The organism is Blastococcus litoris, assembly GCF_003075095.1.
In the GTDB taxonomy this organism is placed as follows: Bacteria; Actinomycetota; Actinomycetes; order Mycobacteriales; family Geodermatophilaceae; genus Blastococcus_B; species Blastococcus_B litoris.
Window position 1 is genome coordinate 44,351 of the sequence record NZ_QCZF01000002.1, and the last position, 21,949, is coordinate 66,299.

At 75.1% G+C, this 21,949-nt stretch carries 14 protein-coding genes; 8 read left to right on the forward strand and 6 right to left on the reverse strand.

Features of this window, described 5'->3' with window-relative positions; all coding sequences use genetic code 11:
• The first annotated feature begins 159 nt into the window (after positions 1-159).
• A complete protein-coding gene (locus DCS98_RS04710; protein ID WP_164704382.1) occupies positions 160-1,440 on the forward strand; it encodes a sensor histidine kinase in 1,281 nt (426 codons plus the stop codon).
• Positions 1,437-2,084 carry a response regulator gene (locus DCS98_RS04715; protein ID WP_116450615.1) on the forward strand — a complete coding sequence of 216 codons (648 nt, stop codon included), beginning with the start codon at positions 1,437-1,439 and terminating at the stop codon, positions 2,082-2,084. Before DCS98_RS04710 ends, DCS98_RS04715 begins: the two co-directional genes overlap by 4 nt.
• Here DCS98_RS04715 and DCS98_RS04720 read toward each other — a convergent pair.
• Both DCS98_RS04720 and DCS98_RS04725 read right to left on the reverse strand, forming a co-directional pair.
• Positions 2,081-5,296 carry an ATP-binding protein gene (locus DCS98_RS04720; RefSeq protein WP_116450232.1) on the reverse strand — a complete coding sequence of 1,072 codons (3,216 nt, stop codon included), beginning with the start codon at positions 5,294-5,296 and terminating at the stop codon, positions 2,081-2,083. The two genes, DCS98_RS04715 and DCS98_RS04720, sit on opposite strands and share 4 nt — an antisense overlap.
• Before the next feature lie 13 nt (positions 5,297-5,309).
• Complete coding sequence (locus tag DCS98_RS04725) at positions 5,310-6,599, reverse strand: GmrSD restriction endonuclease domain-containing protein (RefSeq protein WP_241037183.1); 1,290 nt, start codon at positions 6,597-6,599, stop codon at positions 5,310-5,312.
• Positions 6,600-6,743: 144 nt separating this feature from the next.
• On the opposite strand from DCS98_RS04725, the gene DCS98_RS04730 reads away from it, so the two are divergent.
• Together DCS98_RS04730 and DCS98_RS04735 are read left to right on the forward strand one after the other, a co-directional pair.
• Positions 6,744-7,427 carry a maleylpyruvate isomerase family mycothiol-dependent enzyme gene (locus DCS98_RS04730; protein ID WP_116450233.1) on the forward strand — a complete coding sequence of 228 codons (684 nt, stop codon included), beginning with the start codon at positions 6,744-6,746 and terminating at the stop codon, positions 7,425-7,427.
• A 161-nt stretch (positions 7,428-7,588) separates the two neighbouring features.
• Positions 7,589-8,719 (forward strand): PASTA domain-containing protein, encoded by a 1,131-nt coding sequence (locus tag DCS98_RS04735; protein WP_241037285.1) that lies wholly within the window; start codon positions 7,589-7,591, stop codon positions 8,717-8,719.
• A 2-nt stretch (positions 8,720-8,721) separates the two neighbouring features.
• On the opposite strand, the gene ilvA is transcribed toward DCS98_RS04735, so the two are convergent.
• Positions 8,722-9,972, reverse strand: coding sequence for a threonine ammonia-lyase IlvA (ilvA, locus tag DCS98_RS04740; RefSeq protein ID WP_241037185.1), 1,251 nt, complete (start codon positions 9,970-9,972; stop codon positions 8,722-8,724).
• 146 nt (positions 9,973-10,118) lie between these two features.
• Here ilvA and DCS98_RS04745 point away from each other — a divergent pair, with 146 nt between their 5' ends.
• Complete coding sequence (locus DCS98_RS04745; RefSeq protein WP_116450236.1) at positions 10,119-10,658, forward strand: flavodoxin; 540 nt, start codon at positions 10,119-10,121, stop codon at positions 10,656-10,658.
• A 1-nt stretch (position 10,659) separates the two neighbouring features.
• On the opposite strand, the gene DCS98_RS04750 is transcribed toward DCS98_RS04745, so the two are convergent.
• Positions 10,660-11,058, reverse strand: coding sequence for an ATP-binding protein (locus tag DCS98_RS04750; protein ID WP_164704384.1), 399 nt, complete (start codon positions 11,056-11,058; stop codon positions 10,660-10,662).
• A 103-nt stretch (positions 11,059-11,161) separates the two neighbouring features.
• Here DCS98_RS04750 and DCS98_RS04755 point away from each other — a divergent pair, with 103 nt between their 5' ends.
• The 3 genes from DCS98_RS04755 to DCS98_RS04765 all read left to right on the forward strand — a co-directional run bounded on the left by DCS98_RS04755 (position 11,162) and on the right by DCS98_RS04765 (position 14,935).
• Positions 11,162-11,521, forward strand: a complete 360-nt coding sequence (locus DCS98_RS04755; protein WP_206340101.1) for an STAS domain-containing protein — start codon at positions 11,162-11,164, stop codon at positions 11,519-11,521.
• Between the two features lie 10 nt (positions 11,522-11,531).
• Positions 11,532-13,727 (forward strand): SpoIIE family protein phosphatase, encoded by a 2,196-nt coding sequence (locus DCS98_RS04760; protein WP_116450239.1) that lies wholly within the window; start codon positions 11,532-11,534, stop codon positions 13,725-13,727.
• 128 nt (positions 13,728-13,855) lie between these two features.
• Entirely contained in the window at positions 13,856-14,935 is a 1,080-nt protein-coding gene (locus DCS98_RS04765) for a DUF3048 domain-containing protein (protein ID WP_116450240.1), read from the forward strand.
• Between the two features lie 15 nt (positions 14,936-14,950).
• Here the strand turns inward: DCS98_RS04765 and DCS98_RS04770 are convergent, their stop codons facing one another.
• Positions 14,951-15,769: a hypothetical protein gene (locus DCS98_RS04770; RefSeq protein WP_206340102.1), complete on the reverse strand. Its 819-nt coding sequence runs from the start codon at positions 15,767-15,769 to the stop codon at positions 14,951-14,953.
• A 163-nt stretch (positions 15,770-15,932) separates the two neighbouring features.
• Positions 15,933-21,818 (reverse strand): DUF4011 domain-containing protein, encoded by a 5,886-nt coding sequence (locus tag DCS98_RS04775; RefSeq protein ID WP_116450241.1) that lies wholly within the window; start codon positions 21,816-21,818, stop codon positions 15,933-15,935.
• Positions 21,819-21,949 lie beyond the last annotated feature (131 nt).

Here is a 21,949-nt window from a genome sequence, read left to right on the forward strand (position 1 = left end):
GCCCGCCGGCGGAGGGGTGGAGTCATGGCAGGAAGCCTGTCGGGGGTGCGGCCGCCGGCGGATCACCCCGCAGCGCCCACTTGGGTCCCCCGCGCGGGGGAGGGCGGAAGTGCCCGCACGGGGGAACCGCCCCGCCCGGTGGTCGGTCAGGATCAGTCCGTGCCATCGACGACGTTCCCGCACTCCGGGCCCGAGCTCGCCACCCGCGTGCGGGAACTGCTCATCGCCGCCCGCCCCGGCTGGCCCGGCCGCGCCATCTACGCCCTGGCCAGCGTGCCGGTCGGCGTCCTCAGCCTGGCTCTGTACTTCGCGCTGTTCGGCTCGGTGTTCGCCGTCATCTACGGCGTGGGGCTGCTGCTGATCCTGCTCGTGCTCGCGATGATCCGCGGTTTCGCCGGCGTCGAGCGCCAACTGGCCGGCATCCTGCTCGGCGTCGACATCCCCGTCGGCGAGCGCATCCGTCACCAGCCGGGCGTCATCCGCAGGGTGCGGCGGCTCGTGCAGTCGGCCGGCACGTGGCGGGCGGTCGGCTGGTTCGGCGCGCGGGTGCTCATGGGCGCGGCGACGGTGACCACCTGGTTCTTCGGCGCACTCGGGTTCGCCTACCTCGGCTGGGGCGCGGACTGGAACGCGCTCACCGCGCTGCCGCTGCTGGCGCTCATGGTCGGCGACGTCGTCCTGACCCTGGTCGTGCTCGAGCTCCTGGTGCGGCTGGCCGCCTCCGTCGCCCCCCGCCTGCTCGGTGCCTCGCCCGAGCAGCAGATCGCCGCGCTGCAGCACAGCGGCCGCCGGCTGGCCGACCGCAACCGGCTGGCTCGCGACCTGCACGACACCATCGGGCACGCGCTGACCGCGAGCCTGCTCCAGGCCACCGCCGCCCGCCGCACGCTCACCCCGCCCGAGGGCACGCCGCTGCAGCCGGATTTCGCGCGCCAGGCGCTCCAGCACATCGAGACCAACACCCGCACCGCGCTCGCCGAGCTCGACCGGGTGCTCACCGTGCTGCGCGCCGAGGACGACGGCCGTGACCCCGCCCCGTTCGCGGCGCCCTCGCTCGCCGACCTGGAGGAGCTGCTGTCCGGGCTCCGGGACGGCGGGCTGCCGGTCGCGCTGGTCCTCGACGGCGACGTCGACGACGTGCCGCTCGGGGTGCAGGAGCTGGCCTACCGGGTGGTCCAGGAGGGGACGACGAACGTGCTGCGGCACGCCGGGACCCCGCTGACCGTCGCGCAGGTCGCGCGCAGCGGGGACACCCTCGTCGTCCGCGTGTGCAACGAGCGGGCGTCGTCCCTGGAGAGCCGCCCCGGCCCGGGCGGCGGCCGCGGGCTGGCCGGGCTGCGCGAGCGGGCGGCCGCCGCAGGCGGAACGCTGTCCGCCGAGCCCACGCCGTCCGGCGGGTTCGAGCTGTGCGCGACCCTGCCGCTGGCGGGCGCCGCGTGACACTGCGGTTGCTGCTGGTCGACGACGACGTCCTCGTCCGCTCCGGTCTGCGGGTGATCCTGGAGAGCGAGCCCGACCTGACCGTCGTGGGCGACGCCGGCACCGGCCGCGAGGCGCTGGAGGTGGCCGCCGGCACCGACCCGGACGTCGTGCTGATGGACGTCCGCATGCCCGACATGGACGGCATCGCGGCCACCCGCGAGATGGTCGCCCGCAACCCCGAGCGGCCGCGCGTGCTGGTGCTGACCACGTTCGAGGACGACGACTACCTGTTCCGCTCGCTGCAGGCCGGCGCGAGCGGGTTCGCGCTCAAGCGCTCCGACCCCGACGAGCTGGTCGACGCGATCCGGGTGGTCGCGCGCGGCACCTCGCTCGTGCTCCCCGATCTCACCCGCCGGCTGATCGCCGCACACGCGCCGTCCCGGGCACGGGGGGACGCCGCCCTGCCGGTGCTGACCGGCCGGGAGGCCGACGTGCTGCGCCTGGTCGCCGGCGGGCTGTCGAACGCCGAGATCGCCACCGAGCTGTTCCTCAGCCGCGAGACGGTGAAGACGCACGTGAGCAGCGTGCTGCTCAAGCTGGGCGCGCGGGACCGCACGCAGGCCGTGATCGCCGCCTACGAGAGCGGCTTCATGACGGCCTAGAGGCCGAGCGCGGCGAGCTGCTCGGCGAGGTGGCTCCTCGTCGCCGCGGCCCCCCGCCGGTGCTCGTCGGCCGCGGCGGCGTCGCCGGTGAGCTCCGCGACCTCGGCGAGGGCGTCGTCGACCGGACCGACCACGAGCGTCCCCGAGTCCAGCCCGGCGATCCGGCCGGTCCACGGGAGCAGCGCGTCGCGGGTGGCCAGCGCGACCTCGACGTCCCCGAGCCTCGCAGCCGCGTGCGCGCGCAGCGTCGTCGTCACCAGCCAGTAGTAGTCGCGGGCGATCGGACGGCGGTTGGCCCACACGCGGCGGGCGTCGTCCACCCGGCCGGCGTCGAGGAAGGTGAGGACGACGGCGTCGCCGAGCGCTCCGGGCATGACGCCGTCGAGCCACTCGACGTCGGGCACCGACGGGGTCAGGTTGCCGCGGGCGAAGCCGGCGACGAAGCGGCCGATCATGGCCATCAGCCCGCCGTTGGTCTGCCCCGTCTCCACCAGCCGCTGGGCGATCTGCTCGTAGCGCGCGAGGCCCTCGTCGACCCGCCCGGCCAGCACCAGCAGCGCGCCGGAGTGGATGCCGAGGGCGCCGAGCACGTGCCCGAGCTGGCCGCTGCCCGAGAGCGCCAACGCCTGGTCGCCCTGCCGGCGGGACTCGACCAGGTCGGTGCGGGCGGACGCGGCGAGGAACAGCAGCCAGTGCGCGACCGCCTGGTGGTCGGTGGCCCCGGCGGCGGTGGCGACCGCCCGCAGCTCCTCGGCGAGCTCCTCGCGCCGGTCGGCCAGGTCGGGGCCGAGCGCCGCGTACGCGCGGGCGTTGAGCGCGGCGCAGAGCAGCCGCCGGTCGTCGGTGCGGCGGGCCAGCCGCAGCGCCTCGGCCGACGCCCGTTCGCTGCGGGCGTCGTCCACGCCCTCCACCTCGCGGAACAGCGCGACGAACAGGCGGGCGCGGACGTCGTCGGGCAGGTCCTCGCCGGCCGGCGTCTCCAGCAGCTCGAGCAGCGGGTCGAGCAGCTCGGGGTCCTGCGCGCCGTCGTCGCGGACCGTCCACACCAGCGGGGCGTCCCACTCGGCGAGCGCGGCGACGTGCAGGTCGCGCCGGCCCAGCCGGGCGGCGGCCCGCACCGCCAGCCGTTGCTGCTCGCGGGCGACGACGGCGTTGCCGCTCCGGGCGTGCGCCGAGATCGACGGCAGGAGGAGGGCGAGCAGCGCCTCGTCACCGCCCGACCGCGGCCCGGCCAGCTCGTGCAGCCGCAGGGCCGTCGCCCCCTGGCGCGCGGCGTCGGCGTGGGCGCCCAGCTGCTCGGCCTCGCGCGCCGCGGCGACGACGTACGGGACGGCGTCGGCGGCAGTGGCCGGGCCGGCGGCGGCGACGGCGTGGTGGGCGAGGGCGGTCGCGTCGCCGCCCCGCTCGCGCAGCACCTGCAGCGCCGCCGAGTGCACGCGGGCACGGCGCATGAGCGGCAGGTTCTCGTACAGGGTGTCGCGCACCAGGGCGTGGCTGAACCGCACCTGCCCCGGCGCGGGCTCGTCGAGCAGCCCGGCCAGCACCGCGGTCTCCAGCGCGTCGAGCAGCTCGTCGGGGTCCCGGCCGGCGACGGCGGCCAGCAGGTCGACGTCGACGTCGCGGCCGAGCACCGCCGCCTGGCGGAGTGCCGTGACCGCGGTCGCCGGGAGCCGCTCGACGCGGCGGCGGAGGACCTCGCGCACGCCGACCGGCACCGTCGTCCGACCCGCGGCGGTGCCCTCCGAGACGATCAGCCGGGTCAGCTCGCGGACGAAGAGCGGGTTGCCGCCGGTGCGCTCCCGCAGGAGGGCGACCACGTCGTCGGTCGGGTCGAGGCCGGAGTCGCGGGCGATGAGGGCGACGCCCGCCTCGTCGAGCCCGGTCAGCGAGAGGTGCGCGGCGCTGGCCGTGGTGAGCGCCGCGCGGGTGGCGGCCAGCGCGTCGCCGTCCTCGGTCGGGCGGTAGGTGGCCAGCAGCAGGACCGGAGAGCCGGCCAGCTCGCCGATCACCTGGCGCAGCAGCTGCAGGGTGAGCCCGTCGGCACGGTGCACGTCGTCGAGGACGATCAGCAGCGGGTGCTGCCGGGCGCGGTCGGTGAGCCGCTCGGCGGCGGCGCGGGCGAGCCAGAACGCGCTGTCGGCCTCGGGCAGCTCACCGAGCACCTCGTGCCACGGCCAGGCCGGAGGAGCGCCCTCGACCTCCGGGCAGCGGCCCCAGGCGACATCCCAGCCCTGCTGCCGGAGCGCGGTGGCCGTGGCCTCGACCAGGGTCGTCTTGCCGGCGCCGGCCTCGCCGTCGATCCAGACCACGCGCACGCCGGAGCCGCCCGCGACGCCCAGCAGCTGGTCGAGCTCGGCGGAGCGGCCGACCTCGACGGACCGCACCGTCGCCGCGGGCGGTGCGGGCGTCGGCACCACGGCCGGGGTCGCGTCGAGGGACGGGTCGTGGTCGAGCAGCGCCGCCTCCAGCTCGCGCAGCTCGCGGCCGGGGTCGACCCCCAACTCGTCGGCCAGCCAGTCGCGCGCGCGGCGCAGGGCGGCGAGCGCGTCGCCCTGCCGGCCGCTGCGGTACAGCGCCAGGGCGAGCAGGCGCACGGCGTGCTCGCGGCCGGGGTGGTCGTGCAGCAGCCGTTCGAGCTCGGGGACCGCGGCGCCCGCCCGCCCCAGCTCGAGGTCGGCCTCGGCCCGGCTCTCGCGGGCGACCAGCCGCAGCTCGTCGAGCCGCGCCACCTCCGGCGCGGCCCAGGAGGTGTCGGCGACCTCGGCGTACGCGGGGCCCGACCAGCAGGCCAGCGCCTCGTCGAGCAGCCGGCGGCGCTCGACGGGGTCAGTGGTGGCCTGCGCGGCGGCCACCAGGTCCTCGAAGCGCCACGCGTCGACCGCCTCCCGCGGGAGCTGGAGCGCGTAACCCGGGGGCCGGCTGACCAGCACCGAGGCCGCCGACCGGGTGCGGCGGTCGGGTTCGAGCGCCCGCCGCAGGTGCGAGACGTGGACCTGCAGCGAGGCCAGCGCCTTGGGCGGCGGTTCACCCTCCCAGAGGTCGTCGATGACCCGGTCGGTCGAGACGACGTGGCCACCGGCGGCGGCGAGCCGGGCCAGCACCGACCGCTGCCGCGGACCGCCGAGCTGGGCGGGCACGCCGCCCACCGTCACCTGCAGCGGCCCGAGGACCGACACCCGGACGGCGGGGGAGTCGGAGTCGGTCTGGGGCATGGCGGGGGAGAACCTACTCGCAACCGACCCCGTCGCCGTCCCGGTCGAGGTGCGGGGCGTACCCCGGCTGCCCGGCCCGGATCGGAGCAGCGCCGGCGGCACGCACCGCGTCGCAGTTCTTGTAGGAGACGCCGACAGGGGGAGCAGGAGCCGGGGCCGGGGCGGGTGCGGGTACGGGTGCAGGCGCGGGAGCAGGTTTCGGCGCGGGAGCCGGCGCGGGCGCCGGGGTGGGCGTCGGCTGGACGGGCTCGGGCACCTGGGCGACCACGCCACCGGGCAGCGGCTCGCCCGGGCAGGCGCTGAGCACCGTCGCGATCGCGTTCTTCTCCGCCTGCGTCATCCAGAGCCCGTAGCTCACCTTCACCGCGACCTGGCGCGCAACGTACGCGCACCTGTAACCACGGTTCGGGGGCAGCCACGAGGCCGCGTCGCCGTCGCCCTTCTGCATGTTGAGCGGACCGTCGACAGCCAGCAGGTTGAGCGGGTCGTTGGCGAACGCGGTCCGCTGTCCTGCGGTCAGGGCCTGTGCGCCCTTCTGCCAGGCGTCCGAGAGCGCGACGACGTGGTCGATCTGGACGTCGTCGCTGGTGCTCTGGCCGCGCTGGAAGGCAATGGCCCGGCCGGAGTACGGATCGGCGAGATTCCCGGTGAGGACGACGCAGTTGCGCGTCCCGGGCTTGAACGTCTCGCCCTCCAGGTCGCGAGCGAGGACGTCGTTGCGGGTGTCGCAGCCGTTGCGGTCGGTGTCCACCCAGCCCGAGCCGAAGTTGTCCCGGTCGTAGCCGGTGCGCGGCGCCCGGCCCTTGACCTCCACGGCGGCGAGCGCGGCCAGCGCGGTAGTTCGTCCCGCGTTCTCGACGGCCGCCTGGGCGGCGGTGTCGGTCAGCAGCCCCGCGCCGGCCAGGGCGTCGACCTGTGCCGCCGACTCGGCCGTCTCGGCATCGGCGAGCGCAGCTTCCGCGGCTTCCAGATCCGCCTCGCTCGGGGTGGGGGTTGACGACGTCGTGGCGGGGGCCGGTGTGGACTCGCTCGCGGCGGGCGCGGTCGGGGTCTCCGGCATGAGCGCACCGCCGACGACCGCCGCCGCGAGCCCGGCGGCCGCGACCGCACCGGCGACGGTGCGACCAGCCAGGGCCCACTGCATCCGGCCGCGCAATGCGGCGCCGCCCACCACGAGCGCGATCAGCCCGGCCATCAGCAGGCCGCCGGCAGCGCCGTTGCTGCCGATGCCCCCCGCGATGAAGACCACCGCGACGGCGGCGAGGATGCCGAGCCGCGTGTGCACCGACGGACCAGCAGCCATCAGAACCCCCGTAACGGAACGACCAGATGTCGGAAGCTATGGCTGGCCTGATCTTCTGACCTGCTGCGACACGGTGGGCGGCCACCGGGGCCCCACCCGGAACAGCAGCCCCGCGCGGGCGGATCGGTGATCTAGGTTCGCTGCGTGACGGAGCAGCAGCGGCAGTGGTGGACCGACGGCGAGCGGGTCGTCGCGGACCTGATCAGCGGGTTGAGCGACGACGAGCTGCGCGCCGACTCCGCCCTCCCCGCCTGGTCGCGTGCGCACGTCGTCGCGCACCTGGCCCGCAACGCCGACGCGCTGGTCAACCTGCTCACCTGGGCGCAGACCGGCGTCGAGACGCCCATGTACCCGTCCCGCGAGGCGCGCGACGCCGCCATCGAGCAGACCGCCGCGCTGCCGGCCGCCGAGCTGCGCGGCTACTACACCGCGGCCGCCCGCCGGCTGGCGCAGGAGGCCGACGGGATGCCGGACGACGCGTGGGACGTCGAGGTGCGCAACGGCCAGGGCGTTCCCGTGCCCGTGGCCCTGGTGCCGTGGATGCGCGCCAAGGAGGTGTGGGTGCACGGCACCGACCTCCGCGCCGGCCTCGCGTTCGCCGATCTGCGGGCCGACCTCTGCGAGGCCCTGGTCGACGACGTCCTCGGGCTCTTCGCCTCGCGCAGCCAGACCCCGGACCTCACGCTGGTCGCGACCGACGTGGACCGGACGTGGGGGAGCGGCGAGACGGAGATCGAGGGTCCGGTGGCGGCGATCGCCGCGTGGCTGACCCGCGGTGAGCGCGACGGGCTCACCGGCGACGTCCCGCCACCGCCGGCCTGGCTCTGAGATCCGGGGCGTCTTCGCCCCCGTAACTGCCGATGTTCTCTGCCGTGCGACGTGGAACCGATGACCGTGCCCGGCGGACGAGCCGGGGACGCGCCTTCGCGTGCGCCGTCCTGCTGGCTGTCCTGCCCGTGCTGGCGGGGTGCGGGGACGACGCGGTGCGCATGCCGGACCTGGTCGGGCAGCGGCTCGACACGGCGGAGGCGACGCTTCTCGCAGCGGGGTTCGACGACATCGACACCGACCACATCGTCGGCTGGGTCTTCGTGGTCGACGAGGACCAGTGGGTGGTCGTGGCCCAGGAGCCGACGGCGGGGACGCGCGTCGATCCCGGGGAGCCGGTGAACCTCGGGGCGGGCCCGCTCGACGACGTCCGGACTCTCCGGGCGCTGCCCTCCGACGCCGTCCTCGGTGCGGAGGTGCGCCAGCCGCTCGCCGAGCTGCGGGCGGAGAAGGAGGCGGAAGAGGCCAGGCGCGCGGCCGAGGAGGCCGAGGAGGCGGCCTCCGAGCAGATCGACCCCGCGGAGATGGGTCTGCCCGTGGACTACGCACCGGACCACGGCGAGGACCTCGACGACCAGCCCCGCCCGCGGACGCTGCGCACGGATCTGGCGGAGTACCTGGTCGCCGTCCGGGAGGTCGACCCGGCGACGGCCGATGGCATCGCGCCGGCGCTGCGGGTCGTGCCGGCTGCCTGGTGCAGCCTGTGGCTCCCGGAGCACACGGGTGCGGAACTCGACGCCTGGGTCGCCGAGGCGGACGCTTCCGCCGCGGCGATGGCTCAGGCGCTCGGGGTGGGCTACACGTCCTCGACCACGCCCGCCGTCGCCGCGGTGATGGCCGCGGCCCGTGCCGAGGCGGGGGAGCGCTTCTGCCCGGAGCAGGCCGCCCGGCCCGGTGAGGACGTCGACGCGTCCCCCGAGGGCGCGGGGCGCTTCTCCCGGCGCGACGCGCGGGTCAGGATGACCGACACGTTGATGGACTACTACTGGTTCTCCAACTCGTGGGGCGGCGAGGACATCGCGATCCAGCGAACCGAGATCGAGCTCGCCTACCTGGACCTGCTCGGGCAGCCTGCCCAGTTCCGCTCCCACAAGTGGTGGCCGGTCGTGATGGAGTGCGACTTCTACGCGAAGGTCGTCTCCGGTGAGAGCCGCGACGACACCGTCGAGACCATGCTGCGGAACAACACGGTGTTCGAGGTCCACGATCGCGCCGAGAGGGAGCGGACCGCGCTCTGGCAGGCGGGCTTCTTCCTCGACGCCCGCGCGGGCCAGGTCGTCGAGGGCTGCTGACCTCAGACGAGGAAGCGGTAGGCCGTCGTCCCCGGGGCGACGTGCTGGATGCGCAGCGGGCTCGCCTCGATGCGGGCGAGCAGCCCGGCCAGCCCGTCGGCCGACCCCAGCTCGATGCCCGTCAGCGCCGCCCCGGTCTCCCGGTTGTCGCGCTTCACGTACTCGAACAGGACGATGTCGTCGTCCGGGCCGAGCACCTCGTCGAGGAACCGGCGCAGCGCGCCGGGCTCCTGCGGGAACTCGACGAGGAAGTAGTGCTTCAGCCCGCGGTGCACCAGCGAGCGCTCCACCACCTCGGCGTACCGGCTGACGTCGTTGTTGCCGCCCGACAGCAGGCAGACCACCGTCTGACCCGGCTCGACCGTCACCAGACCGCCGCTCAGCGCAGCCGTCGCGAGCGCGCCCGCGGGCTCGGCGATGATCCCGTCGGTCTGGTACAGCTCCAGCATCTCGGTGCAGATCTGCCCCTCCGGGACGGCGAGCAGCTCGGCGCCCGAGTCGCGCACCAGCGGGAACGTCACCGCCCCCGCCCGGCGCACCGCCGCGCCGTCCACGAACGTGTCGATCTCCGGCAGGTCCACCGGCCCGCCGGCGGCCAGCGCCGCCGCCATGCTCGCCGCACCGGCCGGCTCCACCCCGACCAGCCGCGTCGAGGGCACGACCGCCCGCAACCACGTCCCGCACCCGGCCAGCAGGCCACCACCGCCGACCGGCAGGACGACGACGTCCGGCGCCGCCCCCAGCTGCTCGAGGACCTCGACGGCGACCGTCGCCTGACCGGTCACGGTGGGCAGCGCGTCGAAGGCCGGCACGAGGGTCGCGCCGGTCATCCGCGCCGACGCGTCCGCGGCGGCCGCCGCCTCGTCGTAGGAGTCGCCGGTGACCACCAGCTCCACCATGTCGCCGCCCAGCGAGGCGATCCGCTCGCGCTTCTGCCGCGGCGTCGTGCCCGGAACGAACACCCGGCCGCGTACCTGGAGCGCCCGGCACGCGTAGGCGACGCCCTGCCCGTGGTTGCCGGCGCTCGCGCACACCACGCCCGCGGCCCGGGCGTCGTCGGGGAGCCGGCTGATCGTGTTGTAGGCGCCGCGGATCTTGTACGAGCGGCCGACCTGCAGGTCCTCCCGCTTGAGCCACACGTCGGCGCCGGTCAGCGCGGACAGCCGGGCGTTGCGCTGCAACGGCGTCCGCTCGGCCACCCCGGCCAGCCGGCGGCCGGCGTCCTCGACGTCGGCGGGGAAGGAGGCGCTCACCCGAGCCATCCAAGACGACGGCGCCCGACGCCGCCGCGCGGCCCCGGACGAGCCCGTCGACGTCGGCTCCTGAGGACGCGAACCGCCCCACGGACGGGGATCCGGCTCTACCGTCGGACCCCCGGTCGCGAGGCGGTGAGCGAGCCATGGCCCGAGCCCTGGTCGTCTACGAGTCGGTGTTCGGTGACGCGAAGGCGATCGCCATGGCGATCGCGGAGGGCCTGGCGAGCCGCCTGCCGGTGGACGTCGCCTCCGCCCGCGACGCCCCGATCCAGGTGTCCGGCGACGTCCGGCTGCTCGTCGTCGGAGGCCCCAACCACGCCTTCGGCATGCCCCGTCAGTCCACCCGCGAGGGCGCGGTCAGGGACCAGGGCGCCGACATCCCCGACACGCACTACGGCCTGCACGAGTGGCTCGACCGCGTCCAGCTGCCGCGGATCATCAACGCGGCCGCCTTCGACACGCGGATGGACCACCCGAAGCTGATCACCAGGCTCGACCACGCCGCGAAGTCGGAGGAGAAGCTGCTGCGCGGGCTCGGCGCGACCCTCGCGGCGCCGGCCGAGCACTTCTTCGTCGTCGACACGAAGGGCCCGCTCGCCGACGGCGAGGAGGACCGCGCCCGCCGGTGGGGCCACGCGCTGGGCGAGCTGGTCGCCGCCCGCCCGGCCAACGCCAGCGGCTAGCTCAGGTCGGCAGCAGTCGCAGTCGCGGGGAGGTGACCAGCTGCTTCTCCAGGTGGACGCCGTGCCGGCCGTCCTCGGTGTGCGCGAAGTCGAGCCGGTCCACCAGCGCCTGCATGAGCACCAGCCCGCGGCCGCCGTCCAGCGGGGAGTTCGGCCGCGCCGCGGCGGCCGCCGCCACGTCGAAACCGTCACCGTCGTCGAGCACGGTGATCCGGCAGACGTGGTCGTCGATCGTCACGTCGACCTGGTACTCCTCGTGCTCCCCGGCGTGCTGGACGACGTTGGCGCACGCCTCCGACAGCGCGAGGAGCACCTCGTCGATCCCGGAGGCGACCACCCCGAGGTACTGGAGCGCTTGCCGGAGCAGTCCGCGCACCAGCGGGACGCTCTGCGCGTCCACCGGAAGACGGACGCTGAAAGCGACGTTCACCGGCAGCTCACCTCCTCGAGATCGTTGCCCGTACCCTCGTGCCAGCAGTGTGCCGCCGACGAGGGAGCTGTCCGTGCTGTTCGACGTGGAGCGGACGACCCTCGCGGGGCGTCCGGCGCTCACGGTACGGGGTGAGCTCGACCTGTCGACGGCCCCCGAGCTCGGCGCCGCCGTCGACGCGCAGCTCGCGGGCGCGCCGTCCTCGCTCGTCGTCGACCTGACCGACACCTACTTCCTGGACTCCTCGGGCGCCCGGCAGCTGGTCCGCATCTCCCGCGCGGCCGCCGCGCAGGGGGTCGCGCTGCACGTCGTGGTGCCGCACGAGAACGGGCCGGTGCGGCTGACCATCGACCTGCTGGAGCTGGGAGCGGTCGTCCCGCTCGTCGAGTCGGTGGCGCAGATCGGGTTCGGCGAGCGGGACGCCCGCACGTGACGTCGCCGCGGTGACCTCCGCCGAACCTCTCGCCGTCAGCGAGGAGGCGCTGCTGCGCTGCGCCGACGAGCCGATCGCTATCCCCGGTGCGATCCAGCCGCACGGCGTCCTCCTGGCGGTCACCGAGCCGGACCTCGCGGTCGTCGTCGCGTCCGGGAACGCCGCCCGGCTGTTCGGCCGGCCGGTGGCGGGCGCCTCCCTCGACGAGCTGCTGGGGGCCGACGACACCGCCCGCCTGCGGGCCGCCCTCGCCGGCGACCTCGCGGAGGCCAACCCGCTGCGCGTGCTGGACGGCGTCGACCTCGTGCTGCACCGCGCCGACGGCCTGCTGGTCACCGAGTGGGAGCCGGTCGCCGGGGCGGGGGACGCCGGCGCCGAGTGGCACCGCCGGCTGCCCACCGTGCTCCAGCGGCTGTCGGCGACGACGACCCTCGACGAGCTCACCGACGTGCTCGCCCGCGACGTCCGCGCGCTCACCGGCTTCGACCGCGTCATGGTCTACCGGTTCGACGCCGACTGGAACGGCGAGGTGATCGCCGAGGCCCGCCGCGACGACCTCGAGCCCTTCCTCGGCCTCTGGTACCCGGCCAGCGACATCCCGGCGCAGGCCCGCGCGCTCTACGCGACCAACTGGATGCGGCTCATCCCGGACGCCGGCTACCAGCGGGTCCCGCTCGATCCACCGACGGTCGGCGGCCGCCCGCTCGACCTCTCCGGCGCCATGCTGCGCAGCGTCTCGCCGGTGCACCTGGAGTACCTGGCCAACATGGGCGTCGTCTCCTCGATGTCGGTCTCGCTGATCGACGACGGCCGGCTCTGGGGCCTGATCGCCTGCCACCACTACGCCGGCCCGCACCGCCCGTCCTACGCCGACCGCGTGGCCGCCGAGTTCCTCGGCCGCACCGCCTCGCTGCTGCTGCCCACGAAGGTCGCGGCGGGGGAGCAGTCCGGCGTCGTCGAGGTGGCGCACCGGCAGGCCCAGCTGGCGGCGGTCGTCGGCCGGACGCCGCGGGAACTCGCGGCAGCACTGTCCGACGGCGACGTGACGGCGCTGGACCTCGTGCCGGCCGCCGGCGCCGCCGTCCGCATCGACGGCCAGCTGCGGCTGCTCGGGACGACGCCGCCGGCCGAGCGGGTCGAGCCGCTGGTGCGCGAACTGCTCGCGGCGGGGGTGTCGGTGACCGACGCGGTCAGCCGCGTGCTGCCGCACGCCGCCGACCTCGCGGACACCGCCAGCGGCGTGCTCGCCGTCGAGGTTCCCGGCGGGCGCGACGACTACCTCGCCTGGTTCCGGCCCGAGACGATCCGCGAGGTCACCTGGGGGGGCAACCCGTACACCTCGAAGACGGCGCAGACCGACGCCGGACCCCGGCTGAGCCCGCGCCGGTCGTTCGACGCCTGGAGCGAGACGGTGCGCGAGACCGCGCAGCCGTGGCGGCCGCACGAGGTGGCGGCCGCCCGCACGCTCGCCGCCGACCTCACCGATGCCGCGCTCAGCCGGGCGGCCGAGGACAACCGGCTGGTCACCGCCCTGCAGCGCACCCTGCTCCTCGACGAGCTGCCGAAGGTCGCCGGGTTCGACCTGGCGGCCCGCTACCTGCCCAGCGCGCAGGACGTCGTCGGCGGCGACTGGTACGACCTCGTGCCGCTGCCCGGGGGCCGGATCTCGATCGTGCTCGGCGACGTCGCCGGCCACGGGCTGGCCGCGGCCGCGATCACCGCGCAGCTCCGGCACGCCCTCCGGGCCCACCTGCTGCGGGCGTCCGGGCCGGGCGTGGCGCTGGACGGCCTCAACCAGGTGATCGCCGCGCTCCTGCCGGGGGAGATGGCGACGGCCGTCGTCGTCGAGCTGGACCCGGCGACCGGCGAGGTGGTCGTCGCCAACGCCGGGCACCTGCCGGTGCTGCACGCCACCGCCGGCGGCGCCGACTACCTGACCGCGGCCCGCGGGCCGGCGCTCGGGCTGCTCGACGCCGCGGGGTACCGGGAGACGCGGCTGCGGCTGGCGGCCGACGACCGGCTGCTGCTGTTCAGCGACGGCCTGGTGGAGCGCGGCCGGGAGGGCATGGCCGCCGGGCTGGAGCACCTCCGCTCGGCCGCCGCGGCGGCGCCGGCCGATCCGCAGGAGCTGCTCGACGCGGTGCTGACGGCGCTCGACCCGCCGGCCACCGACGACGTCACCCTGCTCGGCATCGCGCGAACCTGACCGCTCCCGGCCGGAGCGGAGCACCATCTCGCTGCGGCAGCGGTACCTCTTCGTCGCGGAACCGCCGATGACGTCATCGGCTGGGGCGCCGACCGGGACCTCCGCCGCTCGGCGGAGGGAGGTGCCCCGTGGACGGCTCTGCCCGGAGGACGCGCCCGCGCTCCCGCGGACGTCGACGCGCGGCCCAGGTGCTCGTGGTGGCGCTGCTGCTCGGTGTCGCGGTCGGCTGCGGTGCGAAGCCGCTCGCCGAGCCGGCGGCCGCCCCGTCGACCACGGCCCCGCCGCCACCGCCGCCCCCGCCGCCGGTCTACTGGCCGCTGCTCGGGGTGGAGAGCGGCCCGGTGCCCGACCGCCCGGCGCTCGCGGTGAAGATCGAGAACTCGGTCGATGCCCGCCCGCAGACCGGCCTCAACTCCGCCGACATGGTGTGGGAGGAGGTCGTGGAGGGCGGGATCACCCGGTTCGTCGCCGTCTACCACTCGACCATCCCCGGTCAGATCGGCCCGATCCGCTCCGTCCGGCCGATGGACACCGCGATCGCGGCCCCGTTGCGCGGCCTCTTCGCGTTCTCCGGTGGGCAGCGGCCGTTCGTCGACGCGGTCGCCGCGGCCGGGCTCCAGGTGGTCAGCCACGACGGCGGTGCGGCGGGCTTCTACCGGCTGAACACGCGGTACGCGCCGCACAACGTCTACGCCGACCCCAACGCCTTCCTCGGCCAGGCCGACCCCGCGCACCTGGCCCCGCCCGCGCCGCAGTTCGCCCACGCGACACCGGACCAGCAGCCGTCGGCGACGGTGGGCGGCGTCCCGACGGGCGTCGTGAACCTGAAGCTGTCGGGCATGAGCCGCCCGTCGTGGACGTGGAGCGCGCCGACCGGCGCGTGGCTGCGCGCCGAGGGCAGCACGCCGGCCACGGAGTCCGACGGCACGCCGCTGCGGGCGGCGAACGTCGTCGTGCTGCGGGTGCAGGTGGTCAACACCGCCTTCACCGACCCGGCGGGCAACCCGGTGCCCGAGACGCAGATGGTCGGCTCGGGTGAGGCCCTGGTCGCGAGCGGCGGCGCGTCGATCGCGGCGAGCTGGTCGAAGGTGTCGGCCGACGCCCCCGTCGTCCTCACCGACGCCGCGGGTCAGCCGATCCTGCTGGCACCCGGGACCACCTGGGTCGAGCTCGTCCCGACCGGCACCGGCTCGGTCGCCGTCGGCTGACCGCCGTCGGGCCGTTCAGGCGCCGGTTCCGTCGCCACTCTCCTCATCGCCGCCTCCCCGTAGGCGCCACCGGCGCACGCTGACGGACGCTGGGGTGCGCCCCAGCCGGATCGCCGCTGCTTCCACCGTGCCGTTGACGACGTCGGCGTCTTCGGCGGCGGTCCACCGTCGAGCACCGGCGACGGGACGCGCTCGCATGTCTGCTGGTCTCGTCCATGCGGCCACTCGCTTCGCGGCTGCGTGCTTCCTCTCGAGCGCGAGGCAGCCGTCCGGGTACAGCCATTCGGCGAAGGCCGCGGCAGGGTCTCCGGCGACCATCGGGTTGAACACACCGTCGCGGGAGTTCCTGGCCGGGTTGCGTCGTGCCCCGCTGACAGCCGAGACCTGGGCGCAGAAGAAGCGCGCCAGGGCCTCGCTGGCGGTCACGAAGCTCACGAACGGTAGGCCGGTCCCTGTGAAGCCGACGCTGCCATCTCCGTCGACCAGGCCACGGGCGTAGTCCCGGACGCTGAAGGCAGTGATCGGGGGAGCCGCTGTCACGGCCTTGCGCCCCGGCGGCAGTCCGAGCTCGGTGAGCTCCCGACGGAACGCCAGGTCGCAGAGGGTCCACGTCGCGGATCGGTGGGCGCCGAAATTGGTGGTCCGCTGGCGGTAGGACACCCTCGAGTGGACGTCGAACAACGTGGTGAAGGTATGCAGCAACGCGTCGTCGCACTCGGAGAGCTCGATGGTGAGGCGACCCCGCTGCCGGGTGCCTGCGTAGTGGCTGCCGTCGGTCTGGGCGAAGCCGAAGAAGTAGGCATGAGCTGGCTGGGTGAGGTCGAGATGCGGCACGGGGGCAGCATCTCGCCGACATCTGACAGAGAGCCCCGGCCCCCGCAGCCCCTGCGCGCTCGGGGAGCGACGCCGATCGTCGAGAAGGCAGTTGCGGTCGCCGACACGCGCGGACACGCCGTGCGGGGCGACCACGACTGCCTTCTCGGCAGCAGGGGAGGACTCAGACCGTGAGCAGACCCGAGGGCTGCTCGGTGAGCTTGCCGCGGTGCAGGGCCAGCTTGAGCGCCGCCTCGAGGGCGGGCGTGATCGCCGGCGTCCGCCGCTTGTAGCCGAAGATCGCCGCCGCCTGGGTCAGCAGCTCGTCGGCCATCATCCCGGCGCTCGCCCGGCACAGCGCCACCATCGCGTTGCCGATCTCCTCCGGCGCCACGTGGTCGATCGGCCGGTCGGTGCTCGACGTCTGGCGGCGGAAGCCCTCGTACGCGTCCGGCGTGACGCCCTCCGGCCACAGGTAGTCGCCGACCACCGCGGACGGCGGCAGCAGTGACAGCAGGGTGTTCTTGCGCGCCTCCGACGCCCGGTTGAGCCCGAACGCGTTCACCGTCAGCTTCGCCAGCCGGTCGACGTGGATCGGGCCCTCGGCCTTGACCCCCGCCGTCATCACCCGGCGCACCGGGCGGGCCGCCTTCGACGCGGGCAGCTCGTCGAGAACCGTCTTCTCCCCGGCCGGCTTGGGCAGCCACGGCACGAACGGCGTCTCGCCGTCCATCACCGCCGGCGCCGACGGCTTGCGAGGGGCGGGCGCCTTCGCCGGCTTCGGCGCGGCCGGCACGGCCACCGACGCGGTCACCGACGACCGCAGCGCCGCCACGCCCTTGAACGACTCCTGCGCCGCCGTCGGCAGCTGGATCGGCTCGGCCACCGGCTCCGACGGGATCGCGTCGACCGCCTCCACCAGCCGCTCGAGCACCGCGTCGGGTGAAGCCAGCCACGAGGGCAGCCACACCCGCTCTACTACGGGCCAGCGCAGCATGTCGCCGAGCACCTCGACCGGCAGCCCGTCCCGGTCGCCGACCGTCCCGCGGCGCGCCCACGCCGGGCCGTCGAGCAGCACGGCCATCAGCGGGGTGTCCGGGTCGGCGACCCGCGCCACGGCGAGGTCGACCTTGAACTCCGACAGCCCGACGTCGGTGCGCACGACGAGCCCCCGGTCGCGCAGCGCGGCGGCGATCTCCTCGCGGTGCCGGTCGACCACCGCGGCCGACCGCGCGTCGCGGGGCAGCACGTCGGTGCCCTGCGCGGCCATGTCGAGGTAGGCCCGCAGGTGCTTGATGCCGACCGACGACGTCTCCTCGGCCCGCAGCTGCTCCGGGTCGAAGGAGGAGAAGACGACGACCTGCCGCCGGGCGCGGGTGACGGCGACGTTCAGCCGCCGCTCGCCGCCGACCCGGTTGAGCGGGCCGAAGTTCAGCGGCAGCTCCCCGGAGGCGTTCGGCGAGAAGCCGGTGGAGAAGAGGACGACGTCGCGCTCGTCGCCCTGCACGTTCTCCAGGTTCTTGACGAACAGGCCCTCGCCGTCGGTGCGGTCCAGCGCCGCGGCCAGCCGCTCGTCGTCGGCGTCCCGGAGCAGCCCCTCGATGTAGGCGCGCTGCTGGGCGTTGAACGTGACGACGCCGATCGAGGGCACCGCGTCCACGCCGTCCCACTTCGGCACCGCGTCGAACCGCCGGCGGATCTCGGCGACGATCGCCTTGGCCTCGATCGGGTTGGTGCGCAGCAGCCGGCCGGCGCCCGAGCGGTGGAAGGTGCCCGGCACCCGCACCAGCGCGACGCCGCGCCCGTCGGGCTCGGCCGAGGGCCGCCCGTGCGTCGGGGCCGGGAACGACGAGAGCCGGTTGCCGTAGTACTGGGCGTTGGAGAACGCGATCAGCGACTCGTCCTGGCTGCGGTAGTGCCAGGAGAGCCACTGCCGCGGCACCCGCGCCTGCACGCATTCGGAGAGGATCGACTCCTCGTCCTCGACCGCCGTCTCGGCCAGGTCGGCGGCGTCGTCGGAGACCGAGGACGGCTCGGCGAACGACGTCGGCGGCATCTGCTTCGAGTCGCCGACGACGACGGCCGCACGAGCACGACCCAGCGCACCCACCGCGTCGGCCACCCGGATCTGCGACGCCTCGTCGAACACCACCAGGTCGAACTGGTTCGACGCCGCCGGGAAGAACCGCGCCACCGAGTCCGGCGACACCAGCACGCACGGCATCACCTGGGTGATCAGCTCGCCGTACGTGGCCAGCAGCTGGCGCACGCCCAGGCCGCGCCGCTGCTTGGCCAGCTCCCGCTGCAGCGCGCCGACCTGGCCCGAGCCGGAGGTGGCGTCGAACGGCCGGGCGGCCAGCACGCGGGCCGGGAGCGCCGTGGTCAGGTGCTCGCGCACCGCGCGCGAGGCGCGGGTGAAGCGGCGGATCGCCTTCTCGTGCGCGCCGGCGTCGAACATGTCGAGCCCGGTCGCGTCGAGCCGCTCGGACACCGACGCCATCGCCAGTCCGCGGTCGAAGGCGCGCACGGCGTCGTCGGCCTTGATCTCGCCGGTGAGCAGCAGCACCCGGGCGTCGAAGAGGCCCGCGAAGCGCAGCGGCTCGAGCGTGTCGAGGAAGGAGACCCAGCGGCGCAGCGACATCAGCACCGAGCCGTCGCCGCCGCGCTCGGGGCGGGTCATCGACCAGCGCAGGACGAAGCCGTCCTCACCAGCCCAGCGGGCCAGCTGGTCGGAGCTGGTGCGGCACGCGGCGATCAGCTGGCGGACGGCGTCCCGGAGGTGCCCGACCGCCTGCGCCGCGGCCGGCCCGGCCGGGACGCCCGCGACGATCAGCTTGCGCAGCTGCACGTGGAAGAGCGACGAGCCGTCGACCGCCGCGCCGGCGGCGCGCAGCCAGTCGACCTGGCGGGCGAGCAGGTCGCCGTCGGTGAACGGGTTCCAGCCCTCGGGCACCGACAGCCCGGAGATGGACTCGGCGCGGGTCGCGATCGCCTGCACGGCGGTCTGCACCCGCCACAGGTTCTCGACGACCGCGGGGACGTCCTTGGGCCGGACCTTGGCGTCGGGCCGCAGGTAGGGCGCGAGCGAGTCGCGGACGGCGATCAGCTTGCGCCGCCGTCCCCACCAGGACGACGCCGCCGCGGTCTGGGCGGCCACGTAGATCTCGGCCAGCGGCAGCCGCAGCACCTCGGGCGTGCAGACGTCGAGACCCGGGTGGCGGAACGCGGTGAAGGCGGCGATCTCGCCGAGCACGGCCGACGTCGCCGCCGTCCAGAACGCGCCGAAGGTCTCGTCGAGGACGTCGAGGCCGACGGGCGGGCCGCCGAGGACGTGCGCGAGCGCGTCCAGCTCCTCGACCGTGGACGTCCGGCGCAGGACGCCGGCCAGCTCCGGCACCGCCTGCACCTCGCGCACCGCGGCGTCGACGGCGGAGGCCGCGGCCTGGGTGGCGGGCAGGTCGATGTCGGGGGAGTCGACGAACGCCCACGGGTGCCGCGGCGAGGGCCGGGTCAGGTCGGCGATGTCGGGCAGCAGCGCGAGCTCCACCCGCACCGAGCGCAGCACCTCGGCCGGCGCGTTGGCAGCGAAGGGCAGCGGCACCGGCAGCGGCGCGACGTCGGTGCCGGCGGCGAGCTCGGAGGTCCGGGCCGAGTACAGCGACAGCCCGACGGCGTTCTGCTCGTGCAGCCGGTCGGCGTAGCGGGCCAGCAGCCGGCGGGCCGAGCGCAGCGACTCGCCGTCGGCGGCCATGCCCTGCTCGTCGACGGCGACCGCGTGCTCCAGCGCCAGCCGGATCTGTGCCCGCACCATCGAGGCGCGCGAGCCCTTGTCGTGCAGGTCGAGGGCGAACATGCCCATGCCGACCGCGTCCAGCCGGCGGGCGACGACGTCCAGCGCGGCCCGCTTCTCCGCGACGAACAGCACCCGCTTGCCCTCGGCGACCGCCCGGGTGAGCAGGTTGGTGATGGTCTGCGACTTGCCGGTTCCGGGTGGGCCCTCCAGCACGAACGTGCGCCCGGCCGTGGCCTCGGCGATCGCCCGCAGCTGGGAGGCGTCGGCCGGCGCGGGCAGCTCGGCGGCCAGCTCGTCGAGGTCCACGTAGGGGCCGGTGTCGCGGGCCGGGTCCTCGAACGCCTCGGTCGGCTCGTGCACCAGGTGGTGGACCAGCGGGTTGTCGGTGAAGTCGGCCCAGTGCTCGTCCAGGTCCTTCCACAGCCGGAACTTCGCGAACTGCAGGATCGCGAGGTCGGCCGTGGACTCGACGCGGTAGGGCAGCCCGTGCCCGACCAGCGCCGACCGCACCGCCTCGAAGGCGGCATCGAGGTCGAGCGTGCCGTCGACGGCGGCCTCGGTCAGCGTCGGGACCGTCAGCCCGTGCAGCTGGCGCAGCTTCTCCAGCAGGCAGTAGTTCGGCGTGCTCGCCCCGGACTCGTCGAGGCTCAGCCGGTAGGAGCCGGTGCGCCCCATCGGCGCGAGGACGACCGGGATGAGCACCAGCGGCGAGCGCAGCGGCCGCCCGTCGAGCTCCCACACCAGGCTGCCCAGCGCGAGGTAGAGGTTGTTGGCGCCGGTCTCCTCGAGCACCGTCTTCGCCTTGTAGGCGAGGTTGCGCAGCTTGGGCAGGTAGCCGCCGCTCGTGACGTCGGCGTGCAGCTCGCGCCGTTCGACCAGCAGCTCGGTGAGCTGCTCGTCGGGCAGCTCGCGGGCGGTGGTGATGCCGCGCTCGGCCTGGACGGCGGCCAGCTGGTCGGCCGGCAGCAGGGTGATCGGCGTCCCGTCGTGCACGAAGTTCTCGAGGATCCCCAGCGACGGGCCGGGGATGGTCAGCGCGAGGCCGGACCGCTCGGTGTAGTTGATCAGCCGGTTGCGCAGGCTGAGGTCGAGGAGGGCGTTCTTCCACTGCTGGACGCGCGGCGGCGGCTCGGGCCTCGAGGTCGGGGTCGACGGGACCGGTTCCGGCTTGGCGGGTGCGCTGTGCAGGGCCGGCCGGTACTCCACGACCTGCAGGACGCCGTCCTCGTCGCGGGCGCGGGCCGGCAGCGGGAAGATGCCGTCCTTGCGGGCCCGGTGCACGTCGGTGACGCCGAGGACCCGGTCCAGCTCGCCGGCCAGCCAGTCGCCGTAGGCGGGGGTGTGCAGGTCGGCGGCGAGTTCGCCGGTGCTGGTCAGCAGGATCGTCTCGATCAGCCCGATCAGCCCGAGGTCGACCAGGTTGACCAGCGGTGCGGCGTCGGTCGTCGCGGCGGACTCGGCCGACCGCTCCTCGCGCCAGTACCCGAGGAACGCGTGCCCGTCGGCCAGCCACAGCAGCGGCCGGACGCCGGCCTGCTCGAGGGCGGCGGCCATCAGGACGACGAGGTCGAGCGGGGTGCCCACCCGCCAGGTGAGGACGTCGCCCGGCGAGCGCACCTGCTGCCCGAGGTCGGACCAGCTCAGCGGCGGCTCGCTGTACCGGATGCCGCGCCGCTGCAGGACGGTGGCTACCGCGGCGACGATCTCGTCGACCCGCTCCGGTCCGTCGGCGTAGCCCTGGATCGATCCGCGCCCGGTCCGCTCCTCCAGGACGGTCGCCGCCTCCGACACCACCGCCGTGACCGCCGGGTGGTTGGGCATGACGTGTGCGGCGAGCATCTCCAGTGCCAGCGGCAGGGGAGTGGCCAGCCACTGCTGGGCGGCGAGCACCTGGACGACGCGGCTGCTCTCGCCGAGCACCTCGCCGTCGGAGAGCACCTCGACGTCGATGACCCCCGGCCGCTGCTCCTCGACGTGCAGCATCGCCGCCGGGTCCATGACCAGGCCGAGATCGGTGAGCACCGTCGTCCGGCCCTCGTCGAGGTCGGCGAGCAGCTCGACGGTCTGGGCGATCGGGCCCTCGGCGTCGCGGACGCCGAGGCGCACCGTGGCGGCGCGCACCGGGCCGCCGAGGTTGGTGACCGCCAGCCGCGACACCACCGGCACCCGGTTGTGGGCCAGCGCGTAGCTGAGGACGGGCGTGGACGTGATCTCGATGGAGACCGCCGCCCGCGGGGCGACGACGTCGCCCACCTGGATGTCGGCAGTGCTCTCCATGTCACCTGTCTACCGGAGGGGACCGATCGGTCCTCCCATGCTCCCCGACGGATGGGACTCGTGTGACCCCTGGGCCGGTTCGTTGCCCCGGATCACAGATCGGATCGCCGCGGACGGTGCCGACCGGGCGA

Coding starts and splice junctions, on each gene's coding strand:
- DCS98_RS04720 (WP_116450232.1), bottom strand. CDS start 5,296: ATGCCCCAGACCGACTCCGACTCCCCCGCCGTCCGGGTGTCGGTCCTC.
- DCS98_RS04725 (WP_241037183.1), bottom strand. CDS start 6,599: ATGGCTGCTGGTCCGTCGGTGCACACGCGGCTCGGCATCCTCGCCGCC.
- DCS98_RS04735 (WP_241037285.1), top strand. CDS start 7,589: ATGCCGGACCTGGTCGGGCAGCGGCTCGACACGGCGGAGGCGACGCTT.
- DCS98_RS04745 (WP_116450236.1), top strand. CDS start 10,119: ATGGCCCGAGCCCTGGTCGTCTACGAGTCGGTGTTCGGTGACGCGAAG.
- DCS98_RS04775 (WP_116450241.1), bottom strand. CDS start 21,818: ATGGAGAGCACTGCCGACATCCAGGTGGGCGACGTCGTCGCCCCGCGG.